General features: G+C 38.5%; 11 protein-coding genes. 1 reads left to right on the top strand and 10 read right to left on the bottom strand.

Annotated features, from left to right (window positions below):
• Nucleotides 1-34: 34 nt before the first annotated feature.
• Together ligD and EYS08_RS16070 are read right to left on the bottom strand one after the other, a co-directional pair.
• Nucleotides 35-2,728: a DNA ligase D gene (gene ligD / locus EYS08_RS16075; protein WP_131030985.1), complete on the bottom strand. Its 2,694-nt coding sequence runs from the start codon at nt 2,726-2,728 to the stop codon at nt 35-37.
• 9 nt (nt 2,729-2,737) lie between these two features.
• The gene (locus EYS08_RS16070; RefSeq protein WP_131030984.1) at nt 2,738-2,911 is read right to left on the bottom strand and encodes a DUF3606 domain-containing protein; all 174 of its coding nucleotides are present in this window, start codon (nt 2,909-2,911) and stop codon (nt 2,738-2,740) included.
• 623 nt (nt 2,912-3,534) lie between these two features.
• On the opposite strand from EYS08_RS16070, the gene EYS08_RS16065 reads away from it, so the two are divergent.
• Complete coding sequence (locus tag EYS08_RS16065; RefSeq protein WP_131030983.1) at nt 3,535-3,759, top strand: DUF3606 domain-containing protein; 225 nt, start codon at nt 3,535-3,537, stop codon at nt 3,757-3,759.
• A 2-nt stretch (nt 3,760-3,761) separates the two neighbouring features.
• Here the strand turns inward: EYS08_RS16065 and EYS08_RS16060 are convergent, their stop codons facing one another.
• The 8 genes from EYS08_RS16060 to EYS08_RS16025 all read right to left on the bottom strand — a co-directional run bounded on the left by EYS08_RS16060 (nt 3,762) and on the right by EYS08_RS16025 (nt 16,922).
• Nucleotides 3,762-4,907, bottom strand: coding sequence for a serine hydrolase domain-containing protein (locus tag EYS08_RS16060; RefSeq protein ID WP_131030982.1), 1,146 nt, complete (start codon nt 4,905-4,907; stop codon nt 3,762-3,764).
• 66 nt (nt 4,908-4,973) lie between these two features.
• On the bottom strand, nt 4,974-5,435 hold the full coding sequence (locus tag EYS08_RS16055) for a VOC family protein (RefSeq protein ID WP_244215972.1): 462 nt from the start codon (nt 5,433-5,435) through the stop codon (nt 4,974-4,976).
• A gap of 360 nt (nt 5,436-5,795) precedes the next feature.
• Nucleotides 5,796-7,229: a TolC family protein gene (locus tag EYS08_RS16050; RefSeq protein ID WP_131030981.1), complete on the bottom strand. Its 1,434-nt coding sequence runs from the start codon at nt 7,227-7,229 to the stop codon at nt 5,796-5,798.
• Complete coding sequence (locus EYS08_RS16045) at nt 7,222-10,392, bottom strand: efflux RND transporter permease subunit (protein WP_131030980.1); 3,171 nt, start codon at nt 10,390-10,392, stop codon at nt 7,222-7,224. Before EYS08_RS16045 ends, EYS08_RS16050 begins: the two co-directional genes overlap by 8 nt.
• Before the next feature lie 24 nt (nt 10,393-10,416).
• Nucleotides 10,417-11,499 carry an efflux RND transporter periplasmic adaptor subunit gene (locus EYS08_RS16040; protein WP_131030979.1) on the bottom strand — a complete coding sequence of 361 codons (1,083 nt, stop codon included), beginning with the start codon at nt 11,497-11,499 and terminating at the stop codon, nt 10,417-10,419.
• Nucleotides 11,500-12,204: 705 nt separating this feature from the next.
• Entirely contained in the window at nt 12,205-12,708 is a 504-nt protein-coding gene (locus tag EYS08_RS16035; RefSeq protein WP_131030978.1) for a hypothetical protein, read from the bottom strand.
• The gene (locus EYS08_RS16030; protein ID WP_131030977.1) at nt 12,705-13,925 is read right to left on the bottom strand and encodes a hypothetical protein; all 1,221 of its coding nucleotides are present in this window, start codon (nt 13,923-13,925) and stop codon (nt 12,705-12,707) included. Before EYS08_RS16030 ends, EYS08_RS16035 begins: the two co-directional genes overlap by 4 nt.
• A 600-nt stretch (nt 13,926-14,525) precedes the next feature.
• Nucleotides 14,526-16,922 (bottom strand): TonB-dependent receptor, encoded by a 2,397-nt coding sequence (locus EYS08_RS16025; RefSeq protein WP_131030976.1) that lies wholly within the window; start codon nt 16,920-16,922, stop codon nt 14,526-14,528.
• Nucleotide 16,923 lies beyond the last annotated feature (1 nt).

Genomic DNA, 16,923 nt, shown 5'->3' with positions numbered 1-16,923 from the left:
CAAATATAATGAAAGCAGGAAAAGATCGTGAGCTTTATCCAAAAACACTTTTTGCTTTCTCAATAGCCTTAACTAAATCGATTCCTTTACCCAAAACACCTTTAAACAAATCTCCTTCAACTTTCAAACGATCAATGGTATTAAAAATATTAAAGTCTTTCATTTTTAAACCCGGTTTAACTTCATCCCAATGCAATGGCATTGATACCGTTGCACCGATTTTCGGTCGTAAAGAATAAGGTCCTGCTATAGTTGCCCCTGGCCTATTCTGTAAAAAATCGAGGTACATTTTTCCCTTTCGGGCTGCTATCATACGCTCGAGCGAAGTATATTTTGGTATTTGATCATGCACCAGGTTAACCACTATTTTGGCAAACATCTGACTTTGATCGTAATTATATTTGGCATTTAGGGGAATGTAAATATGCATGCCAGTTGAACCTGATGTTTTACAAAAACTGGGAACATTAATGGCATCTAATACTTTTTTTGTTTCCAGTGCAGCTTCAACCACCTGATCAAAAGTATGTTTATCGGGATCTAAATCAATCACACAGTAATCAGGATTATCAGGACTTTGCACCCGGCTAAACCAAGGATTCATTTCTATACAGCCTAAACTCGCCATCCAGAGTAATGAAGCTTCATCCGTTCCAACCAGGTATTCTTTTTTTTCGCCTTCGCTAGTTTCATAGGGAAAAGTTTCGGCCCAGTCTGGTGCTTTCCCTTTAACATCTTTTTGGTAGAAGCTCGGGCCGTGTATTCCGCCCGGAAAGCGGTTAAGCGACTGTGGACGGTCTTTCAGATAAGGCAAAATGTACTCAGCAACCTGATAATAGTAGTTAAACATATCTCTTTTGGTTACATTATCTTCGGGCCAATAAATTTTACTCAGATTGGTAAATTTGAGCTCGTGACCTTTAATTTTCCTTACCTGCGTTTCGTCTTTCGGATTCAGCAAAGTTTTAGGCATTTTACCTTTTGGTGCTTTTATTGCCTGTGCATGTGGGTTTTCTTCACTAGCGTCGTCAACAATTTTTTCCGTTGGTACTTCTATTTCTCTCACCACCTCTTTGGCTTTTTTATCTTCACGCATGCCCTGGAAAGAAGGGTGGCGAAAAACACCATCATCAGTTACTTCTGCAAAAGCGACTTCACATACCAGTTCTGGCTTTAACCAGGTTGCTTTCGCTTTTGGAGGGTTTGGCCTGAAGCGCGAGGGCTTATTTACATCAGGTATACTTTCGAAAGGGCTTTTGTCGATAATAATTGGCTTAAACTGCTCCATCATTGTTTTCTGCAATTTATCTGAAAACCCTGTTCCAACCTTACCAACATATTGCAATTTTCCTTTTTCATAAACGCCCAACAGCAAAGAACTAAAAGATTTAGAAGTATCGGCATTTTTAGTAAAACCAGCAATAACAACTTCTTGCCGTTTCTGCACCTTAATTTTCAGCCATTCTTTTGATCTTCTGTCAGTTACATAAGTGCTGTCTGTTTTTTTAGCGATAATGCCTTCTAGGCCCATTCTCTTCGCCGCATCGAAAAAATCGACACCACTGGCTTTAAAAACCTTACCAAGGCGCACACGGTCGTCATCTGTTGGCAGTATATCGTTCAATATGGCTTGTCGCTGGTAAAGTGGCAGCTCCATCAGGTTCTTACCTTCATACCAGAGAATATCGAACACATAAAAAACAAGTTCTCCATCTGCTTCGCTTCTCCAATTCTGCAGGGAGCCGAAATTGGATACACCTTTGTTATTTAGCACCAAAATTTCACCATCAAATACCGCATTCACTTTCCAGGTCAAAAGCAGATCGTAAATGGGATAAAATTTCTCGTTAAAGGATTTATTATTTCGGGAAAACAAATCAACCTTTCCATTATTAATAAAAGCCAAAGCGCGATAACCATCCCATTTTACCTCATACTGCCAATCAGGATCATCGAAAGGTTCGTCAACCAGGGTAGCCAACATTGGTTTTACCCCTTTTGGGATGGCTGTTTTGGGTGCTTTCTTTAGTATGCTTTTTACGTCTACCGCTAAGTTATCACCCACGGGTGTGGTTTCCCTCTTTGCTTTTTGTTTGGTTTTTTTTTTAGTCTTTAAATCCTGCTCCTTTCCTTCTTTCCAAACCTTATCGGATGTTTTCTCCATCTTTTCGATTGTTTTTCCTGAAAGCACAGATTTATCTTCTTTGGTGATGTCTTTTGTAGAAGCATACTCGTCTTTATGTTTGATTAACAGCCAGCCATTTTCACCCATGCCATGTGTTTTAACAAGAGCAAACTCGCCATGAAGCTTTTCTCCGTTTAATTTAATTTTTAAAGAACCATCTTTTAACTGGCCTAGCAGATGTTTTTCTTGGGCTTTTTTGCCTTTAATCGTTTCTATGGGTTCATAAGTTCCTTCATCCCATACAATAACAGTTCCGCCACCATACTCACCTTGTGGGATAATGCCTTCAAAATCTTTATAATCGTATGGATGATCTTCTACCATCATGGCCAGGCGTTTGGTCTTAGGATCGGTTGATGGACCTTTCGGTACGGCCCAGCTTTTTAGAACGCCTTCCATTTCGAGTCTGAAATCGTAGTGCAAACGCGAAGCATCATGTTTTTGGATTACAAAATGTAATTTGTTGCGATCGCTGCTTTTACCCGACTTTGGTTCGGTAGTTTTTGAGAAATCGCGCTTGGCAACATACTTTTTCAGACTCATAATAAAATTTTACTTTTTCAAATAATCTTCAACTGCTCGGGCCGAAGTACCAACCGTTTGCACTACGGCTTTCAACTTATCTTTGCTTACCCCTAATTTGTTAGACCAATAATCTAGTTCATAACCTTCGTTAATGTTGATCCTAGCCCGATCAGCACTACCGTTTTTTTGTTTATCATCCATAACTATTTTTTGATTAGACAGTTATAAAACAGCCAAATAATAAAAAAGGTTTTAACAGCCATTTTTACAAACGGACATTAAAACCTTAAAAAAAATTAAAAGTTAATCTACGAGCGCTGTAACTATCTCTGATTCTGTTTCTTCTTTATGGGAGTTTATTTTTTATAGCAATATTGATCCCCTTCAACCACGCTAAAAAATATGGAAAGCTAATAATGGCGATCGATAAGGGATGGGCTTTTTCAAATGATAGAAATAGCAATAATGGTAAATTACAAGTAATGAAAAGTAAAACTGGAAGCAAAAGTACAATCTTCGGCTCCAGTACTAAACAATACAGGAAACAGCAGGATGAAAGTGTCAATTGCGGATCTCTAATGTTTTGTAAAGAAAATATTACTCTTTTTAGATATAAAACAGCATTCAAAAAGAATAGGCCTAAATCGATTTTTAAGACCCGTTTTATAATCAGTTTAGGGCAATTAAGGGTTTTCGCCGTATAATCATTAACAACTAAAGCTTTCGCACAATTATATTTGATCATCTATTGGCAAAACGCCAAAACCAAATCAGAATTATCGGTGTTTATACCACATATTAACTAACCAAAAATCAGTAAAAAGATGGAATATCAAATTAATTCGATGAATGCCCGGAAAGAGTTTGTTGAGGTTGCTGATGAGCAAGATCGCAATTACTGGGCAGCCAGATTAGGTGTTACAGGTGAAAAACTAAAATCGGTGGTTAAAGCCATCCAGAGTATGGAATTTTCTATTGTGAAAGAATATCTGACCATGGAAAAAATTAAATCTGGCGATGCTTATAAACGCTTTCTTAATCCTTCATAGGTTTAATTAATAAATGCCTGATACAAGCTGTTGATAGCCGCCCTACTAAAATCAGGGAAGCCATCAGTATAGGTAGCGTTTATACCGTTTGTAATGATAACGAAGCCAAATTTTTCTTTCGGATTAAAAAACATGGTACTGAACAAGCCATAAGCTGAACCGGTATGTCCTTTCAGTTTTACACCTGGGATAAGCTGGTCTGCAGTCCTAATGGCCAAGCCATACCCTTCATCATCGGTTAAGGCAGTCTGCATCTTTTTCGCACTCTTTTTACTGATTATCTTAACACCATTTGATGTGCCATAATTCATGTGCATGATCATATATTTAGCTAAATCTGTAGCTGAAATTTTCATCCCACCTGTTGGCGAAAAAACAGGCGTACTATAACCCATTATGTAATTTGCAATTTCTGTTCTTCGTGGCGCATATGCTGTTGGCGAAGGTGTATAAGTTTTCGTATCGGCGTGATATTCATATAAATTAACAAAACGCCTGCTATCTAAAGAGTCAATGCAATAACCTGCATAAAGCCCTAAGGGTTTCAACACATGGTTTTTTACATAATTATCGAAACGCTCACCCGATTTTTTCTCGATGATGGTACCGATCAGGTTAAAATTTAGATTGCAATAATCGAATTTGCTTCCTGGGGCATAATCATTATAACATTTGGCCCAGTTTGGATTTTTATCCGGATTGATTACATCCAGATTTAAATAGCCCTGAGAATCGTTTAGGCTTGAAGTATGTGATAAAGCCATTTTTAAGCTAATCTTCTGATCAGGAAATTTTGGATTCCTGATTTTAAAACCCACCAGATCGCCAAAATCATCATCTAAGGAAATTTTACCTGCCTCTACCAGTTGCATAATGGATGTTGCCGAAAAAGACTTTGAAATAGATGCAATTCTAAAAATATCCTGATCAGTTAGAGGCTTTTTATTTTCTAAATCTTTTAGTCCAAAAGAGTGGGTATAAATAAGCTTACCTTCTTTTACCACAGCCACAGCAGCACCAACCGCATTATATTTCTCCATTACAGCTTTAAATTCTTCTTCTGCGTTAGCATCTTGAGCTTTTAATTGCTCAATTACACCGATTATTAAAAAGGTAATACAAAAATACTTCAGGAATTTTAGTTTCATAAACTTAGCGGATAAAACCTAAATATAAGAGATGGTTCAAAACAAAATCTGCACGTAGTAAAAAATTTACTTAGCATCGTTTACTTCTAACCAATGCCCGTCGGGATCTTTGAAATAAATTTGTTTTACGCCATCTACACGCAAGGTAATTCCACCTTTCTTCCCTGGCCAGTCTTCGAAACTGATATTTTTTCCATTCAGCTTCTTTACAAATTCATCAACTGATGGAACACTGAAACACAAATGACCGTTTTTATCAAAAACCTCATTTCCTTTTGCGCCCTGAATTAAATGTAACTGTCCGGCCGGCCCTAAAGTAAACCAGGTATGGCGGTTATCTTTAAAAGGTTCGGGAATGATTTTAAGGTTAAACACACTTTCGTAAAAAGTTGTTGCTATGCTTAGATCAGCTACATAAACAGCAATATGATTTAAAACAGCAGGTACATTTTCGGGTTTATTCTGCGCCATGGCTTTTTGAAAAATGATAGAAAATAAAATAGTGGTAAACAGGAAGATTTTTTTCATGTTTAAATATCAAATTTATAAAGGAATAATTTCAATAAATATTAATATTATTTGGCAAGGATAGGATATTTAACTACAGAATCCCAGAGCTGGAAAGATAGTGAAACAAGTTCAGGATGACGAAACGAAAAGAAAAACTCACCTATTTAGAGTAATGGACAAAGATGCTTCGACTCCGCTCAGCATGACAATGTGCTTAAAAAATTAAGTTAACGGCTATGGTTGACAACGAGCGTTAGCTGCTATAAAGATTCGTCACTGCGCTCAGAATGACAAAAAAAGAAAAAGGCTGCCCCGGTTCTTGGAACAGCCTTAATAGATTATAAAGATAATATGAATATGAGAATTATAGCTATTTGCTTAATTCCATCCCCCACCTAAGGCGTGATAGATATCTACCACCGCATTTAACTGTTGTTTTTTTGTTTCGATCAATTCTAATTTTGACTGCAGAGCATCACGTTGGGTCATCAATACCTCAAAATAATCAGCCCTTGCCGATTTAAACAAATCGTTAGAAATATCTATCGATTGGGCGAGTGCTGCTACCTGTTTCGATTTCAGATCGTAGCTTTTTTGCAGGTTACTGATTTTCGACATCTGATTGGCTACTTCAATATAACCATTCAGAATGGCTTTTTCGTACTCAAACACAGCCTGCAACTGTTTAGCATTTGCGGTTAAATATTCGGCCTTAATGGCATTACGATTAATGAGCGGTCCGGCTAAATCTCCCGCTAGCGAGTAGATCAACGATTCTGGCGTTCTCAATAAATAAGATGGATTAAAAGCTTGGTAGCCGATAGCCGCAGAAATACCCAAAGATGGATAAAACTGTGCTTTAGCTACTTTAACATCCAACTTAGCGGCAGCAAGTTCTAGCTCAGCCTGTTTAATATCCGGACGGTTGGCCAGCAATTGAGAAGGTAATCCAGACTGAACGGTTGGGGGTACCAGATTGGTAAAACTCGATTTATCCCTAACAATGGGTTGAGGAAAACGGCCTAGCAGGAAATTAATTTTATTCTCCGTTTCGGTAATATTTTGCTGAATATCAAATTCCAAACTCTTAGAGCTTAACACTTCAGCCTCAAATTTACGTACCGCAAGTTCTGTAACCCTTGTGGCCTGTTTCTGGATTTTCATCAGCTCGAGCGCATTACTTTGTAGGGCGATGTTCTTTTTCACAATATCCAACTGATTGTCTTCGGCTAACAATTCATAGTACGAGTTCGCAACCTCGGCAATTAAATTAGTTACCACGAAATTTTTGCCTTCTACCGTTGCTAAATAATTACTTATGGCTCCTTTCTTCGCATTGCGTAATTTATGCCAGATATCGACTTCCCAATTGGCCTGTAAGCCGAAACGATAGTCGGGCAATACCTCAGGCACTTCCTTACCTGGTGTAATTTCTGTAGAAGCATCGCCAGCACCTGAACTCGTGTAGCGGCCAACTTTATCTAGTCCGGCGCCAACACCGTAAGTTACACTTGGTAAAAGCTCTCCTTTTTTAGCCTTGATCTCATTTTTAGCAATCTCGATATCCTGAAGCGTAATATTCAGCTCCTGGTTATTTTTTAATGCAGTATCGATCAGGTTTACCAGATTTGGATCGGTAAAAAACTTCCGCCATTGTATATTGGCTGTACTTACGGTATCCTGCGTGCCACTAAAGGCTGCCGGAACACTTTTATTTTCGGTACGTTGGGCCACTTCTGGCAATTTACATGCGGTATATGCAGCGCATATCAGCATTAAACCAAGGCCTTTATAAATATTTTTCTTAAACATTATCTTCTACTTCTTCAGTTAATGGATGTTCTTCTTCAATTTTAATCAGCTTGTGTTTTGCTGCTATTGTTCCAAATACATAATATAATCCTGGGATAATAACCACCCCGAAAATGGTACCAAAAAGCATACCTCCGGCAGCAGCCGATCCAATAGTTCTGTTACCGATTTTTCCAGGCCCCGAAGCAATCATTAAAGGAATTAAACCTGCAATAAAGGCAAAAGAGGTCATTAAAATCGGACGAAAACGTACACTTGCACCTTCCATTGCCGCCTTTAATACTGTTGCGCCCTGGGCATGCCGCTGTGCAGCAAATTCTACAATCAATACCGCGTTCTTACCGAGTAAACCAATCAGCATCACCATTGCAACCTGTGCATAAATGTTGTTTTCCAATCCCAATAATTTCAAAAACAAGAAAGCGCCAAAAATACCCGCTGGTAAAGAAAGGATAACCGAAAGTGGCAAAATGAAACTTTCGTATTGTGCTGCCAGAACCAGATAAACGAAGCCCAAGCAGATCAGGAAGATGTAAATGGCTTCGTTACCCCTCGATACTTCATCTTTAGAGATACCGGCCCAATCGATACCAAATCCCCTTGGAAGTGATTTCTTGGCCACTTCGGTAATGGCCTTGATGGCTTCACCAGAACTATAACCCGGAGCAGATTGTCCGCTGATCTCCGAAGCATTATACATATTGTGTCTTGTAATTTCGGATAAGCCATACACTTTCCGCATTCTGATAAAAGCCGAGAAGGGCACCATTTCATCGCGGTCGTTTTTAACCGAGAGTTTTAAAATATCTTCAGGCAGAGCCCTGTACTGAGGCAATGCCTGTACAATTACTTTATATTGGTGATCGTATTTAATAAAACTGGTTTCGTAATTACTTCCCACAAAAGTCGATAGTGTATTCATCGCATTATCAATACTCACGCCTTTTTGTTGCGCAATATCGTTGTCAACATCTAACATGTACTGAGGGAAACTCGCACTGTAAAAAGTAAATACTGATGATAGCTCTTTACGTTTGTTCAGCTCTTTAACGAAATCGTTGGCAACGGTTTCCATTTTTTTGTAATCGCCACTACCCGCTTTATCCAACAAACGAAGCTCGAAACCTCCCGCAGCACCATAACCCGGAACCGCTGGTGGCTGGAAAAATTCGATGGTTGCACCTGGAATAGATTTCGATTTCTCTTCAAGTTCTTCAATAATCTCTACTGCCGAGTGTTTACGTTCGCTCCAATCTTTCAGGTTGATTAAACAGGTACCGGAGTTTGATCCCGTACCTTCAGTAAGAATCTCATATCCTGCCAAAGATGAAACCGACTTTACGCCATCAATATCTTCGCACATTTTCTGCAGTTTCTCAGCAATCTGGTCAGTACGCTCCAAGGTAGATCCCGGAGGCGTTTGGATAATGGCATAAACCATCCCTTGATCTTCGTTCGGGATAAAACCTGATGGTACACTTCCACTTAATCCCCAAACACCTAAACAAAATGCAATCAATATACCAAAGGTTAAGATCTTACGACTTACCATTTTGGTTAAAACAAATTCGTATTTCCCCGAAAGTTTAGCAAAACCATTGTTAAAACCATCTAAAAAACGATCAATAATGGTCTTCTTTTTCTTCGAACCATGGTTATTCTTCAACATAATGGCGCACAAAGCAGGTGTAAGTGTTAAAGCCACAATACCCGAAAGGATAATTGCTGTTGCCATGGTGATCGAGAACTGACGGTAGAAAATACCTACTGGCCCAGACATAAAAGCTACCGGAATAAATACCGATGCCATTAAAAAGGTAATAGCGATAATTGCGCCGCCAATTTCCTTCATGGCCTGCTGGGTAGCCTTCAGTACCGAAAGTTTCCGGTCGTGTTCCATCTTGGCATGTACCGCTTCAATTACCACAATGGCATCATCTACCACTACACCAATCGCTAATACTAAGGCGAACAAGGTGATCAGATTGAGCGTAATGCCGAAAAACTGCATAAACACAAAGGTTCCGATTAAGGATACGGGAACAGCAATTGCCGGAATGAGGGTTGAACGCCAATCGCCAAGGAACAGAAATACCACTAAACCCACCAGGATAAAGGCTTCGACAAGGGTGTGGATTACTTTTTCAATTGAGGCATCGAGGAATTTAGAAACGTCGTAACTTACTTCATAATCTAAACCTTTAGGAAATGAGCTCGATTTGATCTCGGCCATTTTCGCTTTTACATCTTTAATTACCTGACTGGCATTACTACCGTACGATTGTTTTAGCACAATAGCTGCAGAAGCCTTTCCGTTTAATGTAGAGTATAAATTGTAAGCAGAAGCACTAAAATCCACATCGGCAACGTCTTTTAAACGAAGTAATTCTCCATTAGCACTTGCTCTTAGCACTACATTTTCGTATCCTTCTTTTGTACTAAAGCGCCCCGAATATTTTAGCACATACTCAAAAGCCTGAGAGCGTTTACCGGAACTTTCACCGGTTTTACCTGGAGAGGCCTCTAAACTTTGCTCGTCAAGTGCTTTCATTACCTCATCTACCGAGATTTTATAAGCTTGCATACGGTCGGGTTTAAGCCAGATCCGCATGGCGTAGTCCCTATCGCCCAAAATATCGGCAAAACCTACACCATCAACCCTTTTCAACTCAGAAAGCAAGTTGATATCGGCATAATTGTACAAGAAGTTCTGGTTCATTTTAGGGTCTTTACTGTACAGGTTGATGTACATTAACATATTAGACTCTTCGCGGGTGATTTTAACCCCCTCACGAACCACTAAAGGAGGAAGTTTATTGGTAACAGCTGCTACACGGTTCTGTACGTTAAGCGAAGCCTGGTTGGGGTCGGTACCTAAATTAAATACGACCTGAATGGAGGCTTCACCATCATTACCGGCATCAGAGGCAATATATTTCATGCCTGGCACACCGTTAAGGGCACGTTCGAGCGGAATAACTACCGATTTGATCAATAACTCGTTATTTGCCCCTGGATACTCTGCCGTAATATTAACTTTAGGCGGTGAAATAGAGGGAAATTGTGTAACGGGCAGGTAGCTGATGGCCAACACCCCAAGAAACACAATGATAAGCGATATTACTATAGAAAGGACTGGCCTTTGTATGAATTTACTAAACATAAAATAAGTATGGAGGGTGGTAGATTATTCAGTTTTCAATCTTAATTGTTTCATCACTTCCTGAGGCTGTTGGAATCTGAAGGCAATTTTATCATCGTCTTTTACCTTCTGCACCCCTTCAAGCAATATTTTATCACCTGTGGTGATGCCATCGCCAATGATATACAAATCTGGCACCTCGCCTGCAATGGTGATGGCTCTGGAATGTACTTTGTTATTTTTATCGATTACAAAAACATAGGTTTTATCCTGAATATCGTATGTGGCTTTCTGTGGGATTACTAAAGCATTTTTTAAAGGAACAACCATCTGGATCTTGCCCGTTTCTCCGTTTCTCAACAAGTTATCAGCATTGTTAAACCTTGCTCTAAAAGCGATGTTTCCTGTCTCATTATCAAATTCGCTCTCGATCACTTCAACCTTACCTTTCGATTTCAACAACTCATTATTCGCCAATAACAGGCTAACTTCTTGCTGGCCTTTTGCTTTTGCTGTACGCTGATAGTTCAGGTATTCAGGTTCTGATACATTGAAATAGGCAAAAACCTGGCTGTTATCTGAAAGACTTGTTAATAACGCGCCTTCATCAACCAAACTACCCAGTTTTAAAGGAATACGATCGATGGTACCATCAAATGGTGCTCTGATTTCGGTATTTGATAAATGAAATTTGGCCAAAGAGGTTTCGGCATTTGCTGATTGCAGTTTTGCTTTAGCCATAGCCAGCTCGTTTTTAGAAACAATGTTTTTATCAGACAGTAATCTGGTGTTTTCAAGTTCAATTTCTGCTGATTTTGTTTCAGCCTGTGCTTTTAACAACTCAGATTGTGCTGCTTTAGGCATAATCTTAAACAACAGTTGACCAGCTTTTACATGCTGACCTTCATCTACATAAATATTTTGGAGATAGCCTTTTTCCTGGGCCCTAACCTCTATATTCCTCACTGATTTAATCTGCGAAACATATTCCTTGGTAAACGAAGTATCCATTCTTAACGGCGTGGTTACCGCATAAGTGGTTACTTCTTCTTTTTCTTCTTTTTTCGTGGTACAACCCGTTACGTAAAGCAAAGTACATAAGCATAAGCACATGACAACTCTTTTCATTTTTTTTTGTTAAGTGGTTTTAATCTGATTTATTTTTTTCTCTAATTAGTCTCCCTTGGCAACCAATTTATGATAAGAAGCAGTCTACAACTGATGAGCAGATACTTAATTGACTTCAATAAATTATGGTTACGCAATGATTTAATTCGAAAGCGAAATAAATACAGATTTATGAAGTTATAATGAAGTTGAACTTCAGGTTTGGATTGAGAAATTGTGTTTTAGTGAAGCAAAAGATGGTTTATCACAACAAACAGATCATTTAGCCCTATCTTTTGAAAAAATTATCAGTTAACAGCTAGAATTATGAAGAAATGAAGATCTTTAACACAAAAATTTCATTCTATGCTATTTGCCAGTTATTTTCAGAATGATCTATAAATAGGATTTATTGACGACAAAGTAATATATAGGTTAACTACTGAGGCTGTATGGATCTGAATCTTATAATCTTTTTGCTTTTTTCGGCCAGTCCATGTGCAGTCAGATGTTACCATCTGACTATCGACTATTAAAAAAGGGAATATTTTTAGTGTCAGTTGGGAACAACTGACACCACAATTACGCCGATTTTCAGGATCTGTTAATTGTAGTAGAGAGGAAGGATTTTTTAAGCCTGTAAACACTTAGACTATTTAAAATAGTCTTTGCCTTGATATCTTAATGACCTTAATTTCTTAATGATCTGCATGATGTTAACCAAAGTCACTTACTAGAATAGCCCTTAATTACCGAGAAAACATAGATCAAAATTACCCAGCCAGCTATCACAAATTTTGGCCATGCAATAAAATCTGTTCGCCAAAATTCAGCCATATTTCCTGGGTGATGGAAACTATGTAATAACCTGATATTTTCAATTACATCAAGTGAGCCAATTAAGAATGCAAGAAATAAATTAAATCGCAGCAATTCATTTAGCCAACTTGTTTTTTCTCTTTGCATTTGTGAGTTAGATAAAGTTATGATGAGCAGTACATATACCACAACAAACAGAAAATCGAGGTGTGTATTCTTTTGTGCGATGTTTAAAAGTGTCTGATCGCCATAAAGCGTATCGCTCCAAAGGGAAACAATTTCCACTCCTGTATCTTTATTGGCAAGCTCCAGGTTAATGATTCCTTTTCCGCTGAAGTGTTGAAGTACCTTCCCCTGAAAGGACATTACCCCACAAACGATGATAAATACTAAAATCAATATCTTTTTCATTTCTGCCCCCCTTCCTGTTGTTTTACAACTTCTATAACTGCACTGCCATTTTTATTTGGGTTGTTAATGCAGTGAATAAAGGCTGCTGCCGTTTTTTTGAAATGTTGGGGCAATGGATGTAATTCATCCGTCCAACCATTTTTGCCAACTGATCCTCTTGAATCGATATGGAATACCCTATTCTCACCTAACATTTCACTAAACACACGACCGATATCAATCATCATTTCGTTAAAGAGGTAAATCATGGCATAAACAATTTTGCGCTGATCTTCGGGATCGTAAATCCCCCTGAGTTGCAAGGGTGTTTTTAGCCATCCTCCGTGGCCAAGAAAAGTTCGTGCAAACAATCGGTACCATTTGAGCGGATTATATCCCGCTATCTTTTTATCGTTGGGGATAGCGTAATCGTAACCTTGTGTAATAACCTGTATCCCCGGAAACTTACCGTTTTCTCCCTTGCCTTTACCTCCGGTGAGAATCCCATTTATAATAAAGTAATATTGCAGTTGAAAAAAGGCCAGTAAAGCATAAAAATCTTTGGATATGAACTGCGTACCACGTTTAAAATCTTCTGGTTTATCGGGTGGATTAGTAGCATTTTGATAGAGGTATTTGGCAAATGCACTATTTTCAAATTCGTTAGAGTCTCCTTTATGTGTAACCATGGCTGCTATTCTCCGGTTTCCAACCAGGTCGTTTCCTCCCCCGCTAATGATAAATACATCCGGTTGGAGCGTAGAAAGCTGTTCGACGTATTTTTTAGCACTAAGCATATTCATCAGCCAATCGCCCCCAGAGGCCAGGCTATAAACGGCCATATTCTCTTCCATCGCAACCCAGTCGATCACATCGCTTAACAGAATAGGATAATTGAACCACGAATCGCCCTCTACTACCACTACCCTATTTTTAAGACCATTGTGCTTAGCCGTATGTTTCCGGAAATTATTTTTTACTTTTTTTATAAAACGGGTATTGCGCTGGCTGTTTTTTAATGCATCTACTTTAGCCATAACAGGCGCTAATGCTGCTATTTTTCGTACCTGCTCCAGATTAAGGTCGTAGATATGCTGAATAATTTCAGAAAGATCAAACTCATTAATTTCAGGCCTCAGTTCAATAAGTTCCCTAACCGAAATATTGTTATTGAGCAGTTTTTTGATAAGACAATTCTTTTTATCAGGATCCATGGCTTTTCGATCGTTGTATATCATTTTCTGTTTATTAAAATATATGTTTAGCAAGGGACATACTGATATAATCGTAAATCAATCAGAAAACACTGCATTCTACTGGGAACTAAACAGATAACTGTTGTTAAATACGTAAATATAACATAATGCCATAGAGATTACAATACTGATTACTGGGTATACTTACTATGTAGCTTAAATAAATGTTACGTCGAATTGGTTAAGGTTTAAAACATCTTCCTTAACATTTAGCCAACAGTAAACTTACATTAAAGGATTACCTTAGCTAACACAAAACCAGCCTTTCTATGTTTTAATAAATAGATTAAAGCGGTACAACATGGAGAACGAAATACAATCTGACAGGGATATCCGATGTGAATTCCTAAATATTTTTAAATTTATATGGGCAGCTTGCGGGGTAGCGCCCTTAGACGAAACGCCGAGCACTTCTGAGCCAGAAAATACAAATCCGTTAAATTATACGACGCAGCAAGCACCCATCTAAAATTAATCATCTGGGCGCTAACAATTAATCGCTCAAGGTAAAAAATACGTGAGCAGATTTAGCTGAAACCAAATCTGCTAAGCCATATTTTTTATAGACAAAATAACAATCTCTTATAATTTAAATTGTAAGGTAAGGTAATATGCTCTTGGATCGGATGGTAAAATACCTGGCCCTGGATAGCCATCAGCCCTTCTTGTAAAATATTTTTCATTTGAAAGGTTATTGATACTTCCGGATAAGGTAAACCATTTCCAATTATAACTAGCTGAAAAATCTACGATTTGATAAGCGGGTACAATACCATCTACCGCAGTTGGCGTACTTTCTGCATTGGTAGCATCAGAAAAATGTTCGGCTACGTGAGCATACTGTAAACTGGCATTAAATGTTTTATTACCGAACGATAGCCCTGTGCGAAACAATAATGGCGGTACAAACTCTACTTCCTTATCTTTTATCGCTGTATTATCTGTATTGATATATCGGGCATTTATTAACGAAAAATTGGTATAAGCCACCAGTTTATATTTACTTGCACCTTGAGTAAAAGCCTTTAATAAATCTGCCTCTACCAAACTCTCGAAGCCAACATTTCGGCTGTCGGCTACGTTTGTTCTTAGGCGGTATATCATATTGCTGGCATCGGTGGTAAAAACAGAACCGATCCTATCGTTATACTTAAGATAAAATATACTTAAATCGTAATATAGCCAATCTTTTAAATTGCCTCTTAGCCCGCCATCAGCCGTGTAGCCTCTTTCATCTTTCAATAAAGAATCTACCCTTGCATTTTGGTTCTGCACCCTTAAATCAGTAAAGTTGATTGACCTGTAGTTTTGCGAAATATTGGCGTAAAGCTCAACGGCCGGGTGTGGTTTATAAGAAGTACCTATGCCAAAGAGTATAAATGAACGAGGGTTGCTCTTGTTATCGGTTTTCGTCAAATCGGGAACGCCAAACTGAAATTGAGTGTAATTTCCTTTAGCGCCTGTATAGATATATTCCAATCTGGCACCTGGGGTGATACTCCACTTACTGGTTATTTGAAAAATATTTTCGGCAAACAATGCTAAATTTGTGCCTGGGAACCGAAAATCGGACTTATTAGGCTGACTATTTAAAAAGTTAAAATCAGGTCCTACACCTGTATCTGCATCACCTTGTTTTTTGAAAGTTAAGCCTTTATATGCTCTTGCGCCTACGAGTAAACTATTGGTTTGCTCATTAAATAATTTGTACTGATGTAATACCCGAAGCTCCGATCCATAATTATCGTATTTATCAGCCATCATGTCTCTTGGTGTGCCTTCGCCCGGATCAGGACGATTGATGTAGCTTAAAACGCCTAAAGCTTCCCTGCCAGCATCTAGATGGTAGCTTATCCAATTTAGTTTGGTATGCTCGCCGAGTTGATAATCAAGACTTAAATTAAATAAATTCCATTTTACCTTAAACCAGTTCCTAGCCCTAACCGATACAGAAGCATCTGCATCAAACTGCTCATCGGTTAAACCACCAGGCTGTTGAGCCAAGTAATCCATATGGGTATATTCGGCGGTTAGCTTTAGTTTACTTGTAAAGGCATAATCCAAGTGGGCGTATGCCGTATTTTGATCAAAATGCCCGTTTGGTCGCCAGCTATCGCCTTTCTTATATTGGTAAAAAGCATAATAATTTAGTTTTTTCACCTGTCCACCGATACTATTAAAAGAGTTTAAAAAACCAAAGGAACCGAGGGTTTGCCTGCTTGTAAATTCAAACGCCTTATCGGTGGGGCCTTTTTTCATCTTAAAATTAATCATACCGCCAAACTGTGTACCATACTGTAAACTTGCGGCACCCCTTACAATTTCAATTCTATCTAAAGCTTCGGTTGGTGGAGTATAATAGCTTTCAGGATAGCCCAATGCATCGGCGCTGATATCATATCCGTTTTGTCTGATATTAAAATTCGATACCCTGCTTGGATTTAAGCCACGACCACCAATTCCCAATTGTAGGCCACCACCATCATACTCCCAAATGTTTAGGCCTGCTACACGCGCATATATTTGCCGGGCATTGTTGGTAGCTAAATTGGCATTTATATTTTTCAAGTTGATCACTTCGGTTTTTTTACCTGCATATATAGCTGTTCCCTCCACCTGGTTCAGCTTATCGGCAGCTTTATCATTTATTTTGGTAATATCTACAGCGTCAAGCTGGATAGCTTTGTCTGTTTCTAATGTAATATCTATCTGGGCATTGCTATCAATTATCGCTACTGTTTTTTTAACAGTTGCAGCACCAACAAAAGAGATGGTTACCGTATATTTTCCGGCTGATAAATCTTTAAATACAAACTCGCCATTGGCATTGCTTATCGTAGTTTTATTTTGGTTTTTCAGCTCTACTGTTGCCCCTTCAACTGGTTTTTGCAACAGGGTTATTTTCCCAGCTATTTCAAATTGCTGGGCTTTGGTAAAAACAGATATTAGGCAAAAAAACAATATGCAGATTATTCTCATA

The organism is Pedobacter kyonggii (genome assembly GCF_004310665.1).
In the GTDB taxonomy this organism is placed as follows: Bacteria; Bacteroidota; Bacteroidia; order Sphingobacteriales; family Sphingobacteriaceae; genus Pedobacter; species Pedobacter kyonggii.
The sequence above is the reverse complement of the archived record's forward strand: the minus strand, read 5'-3'. Positions and strand labels throughout refer to the sequence as shown.

Bases quoted from the DNA above. Each gene is read 5' to 3' on its own strand.
- EYS08_RS16045 (WP_131030980.1), bottom strand. From the start codon at position 10,392: ATGTTTAGTAAATTCATACAAAGGCCAGTCCTTTCTATAGTAATATCG.
- EYS08_RS16040 (WP_131030979.1), bottom strand. From the start codon at position 11,499: ATGAAAAGAGTTGTCATGTGCTTATGCTTATGTACTTTGCTTTACGTA.
- ligD (WP_131030985.1), bottom strand. From the start codon at position 2,728: ATGAGTCTGAAAAAGTATGTTGCCAAGCGCGATTTCTCAAAAACTACC.
- EYS08_RS16030 (WP_131030977.1), bottom strand. From the start codon at position 13,925: ATGATATACAACGATCGAAAAGCCATGGATCCTGATAAAAAGAATTGT.
- EYS08_RS16070 (WP_131030984.1), bottom strand. From the start codon at position 2,911: ATGGATGATAAACAAAAAAACGGTAGTGCTGATCGGGCTAGGATCAAC.
- EYS08_RS16060 (WP_131030982.1), bottom strand. From the start codon at position 4,907: ATGAAACTAAAATTCCTGAAGTATTTTTGTATTACCTTTTTAATAATC.
- EYS08_RS16035 (WP_131030978.1), bottom strand. From the start codon at position 12,708: ATGAAAAAGATATTGATTTTAGTATTTATCATCGTTTGTGGGGTAATG.
- EYS08_RS16050 (WP_131030981.1), bottom strand. From the start codon at position 7,229: ATGTTTAAGAAAAATATTTATAAAGGCCTTGGTTTAATGCTGATATGC.
- EYS08_RS16065 (WP_131030983.1), top strand. From the start codon at position 3,535: ATGGAATATCAAATTAATTCGATGAATGCCCGGAAAGAGTTTGTTGAG.
- EYS08_RS16025 (WP_131030976.1), bottom strand. From the start codon at position 16,922: ATGAGAATAATCTGCATATTGTTTTTTTGCCTAATATCTGTTTTTACC.
- EYS08_RS16055 (WP_244215972.1), bottom strand. From the start codon at position 5,435: ATGAAAAAAATCTTCCTGTTTACCACTATTTTATTTTCTATCATTTTT.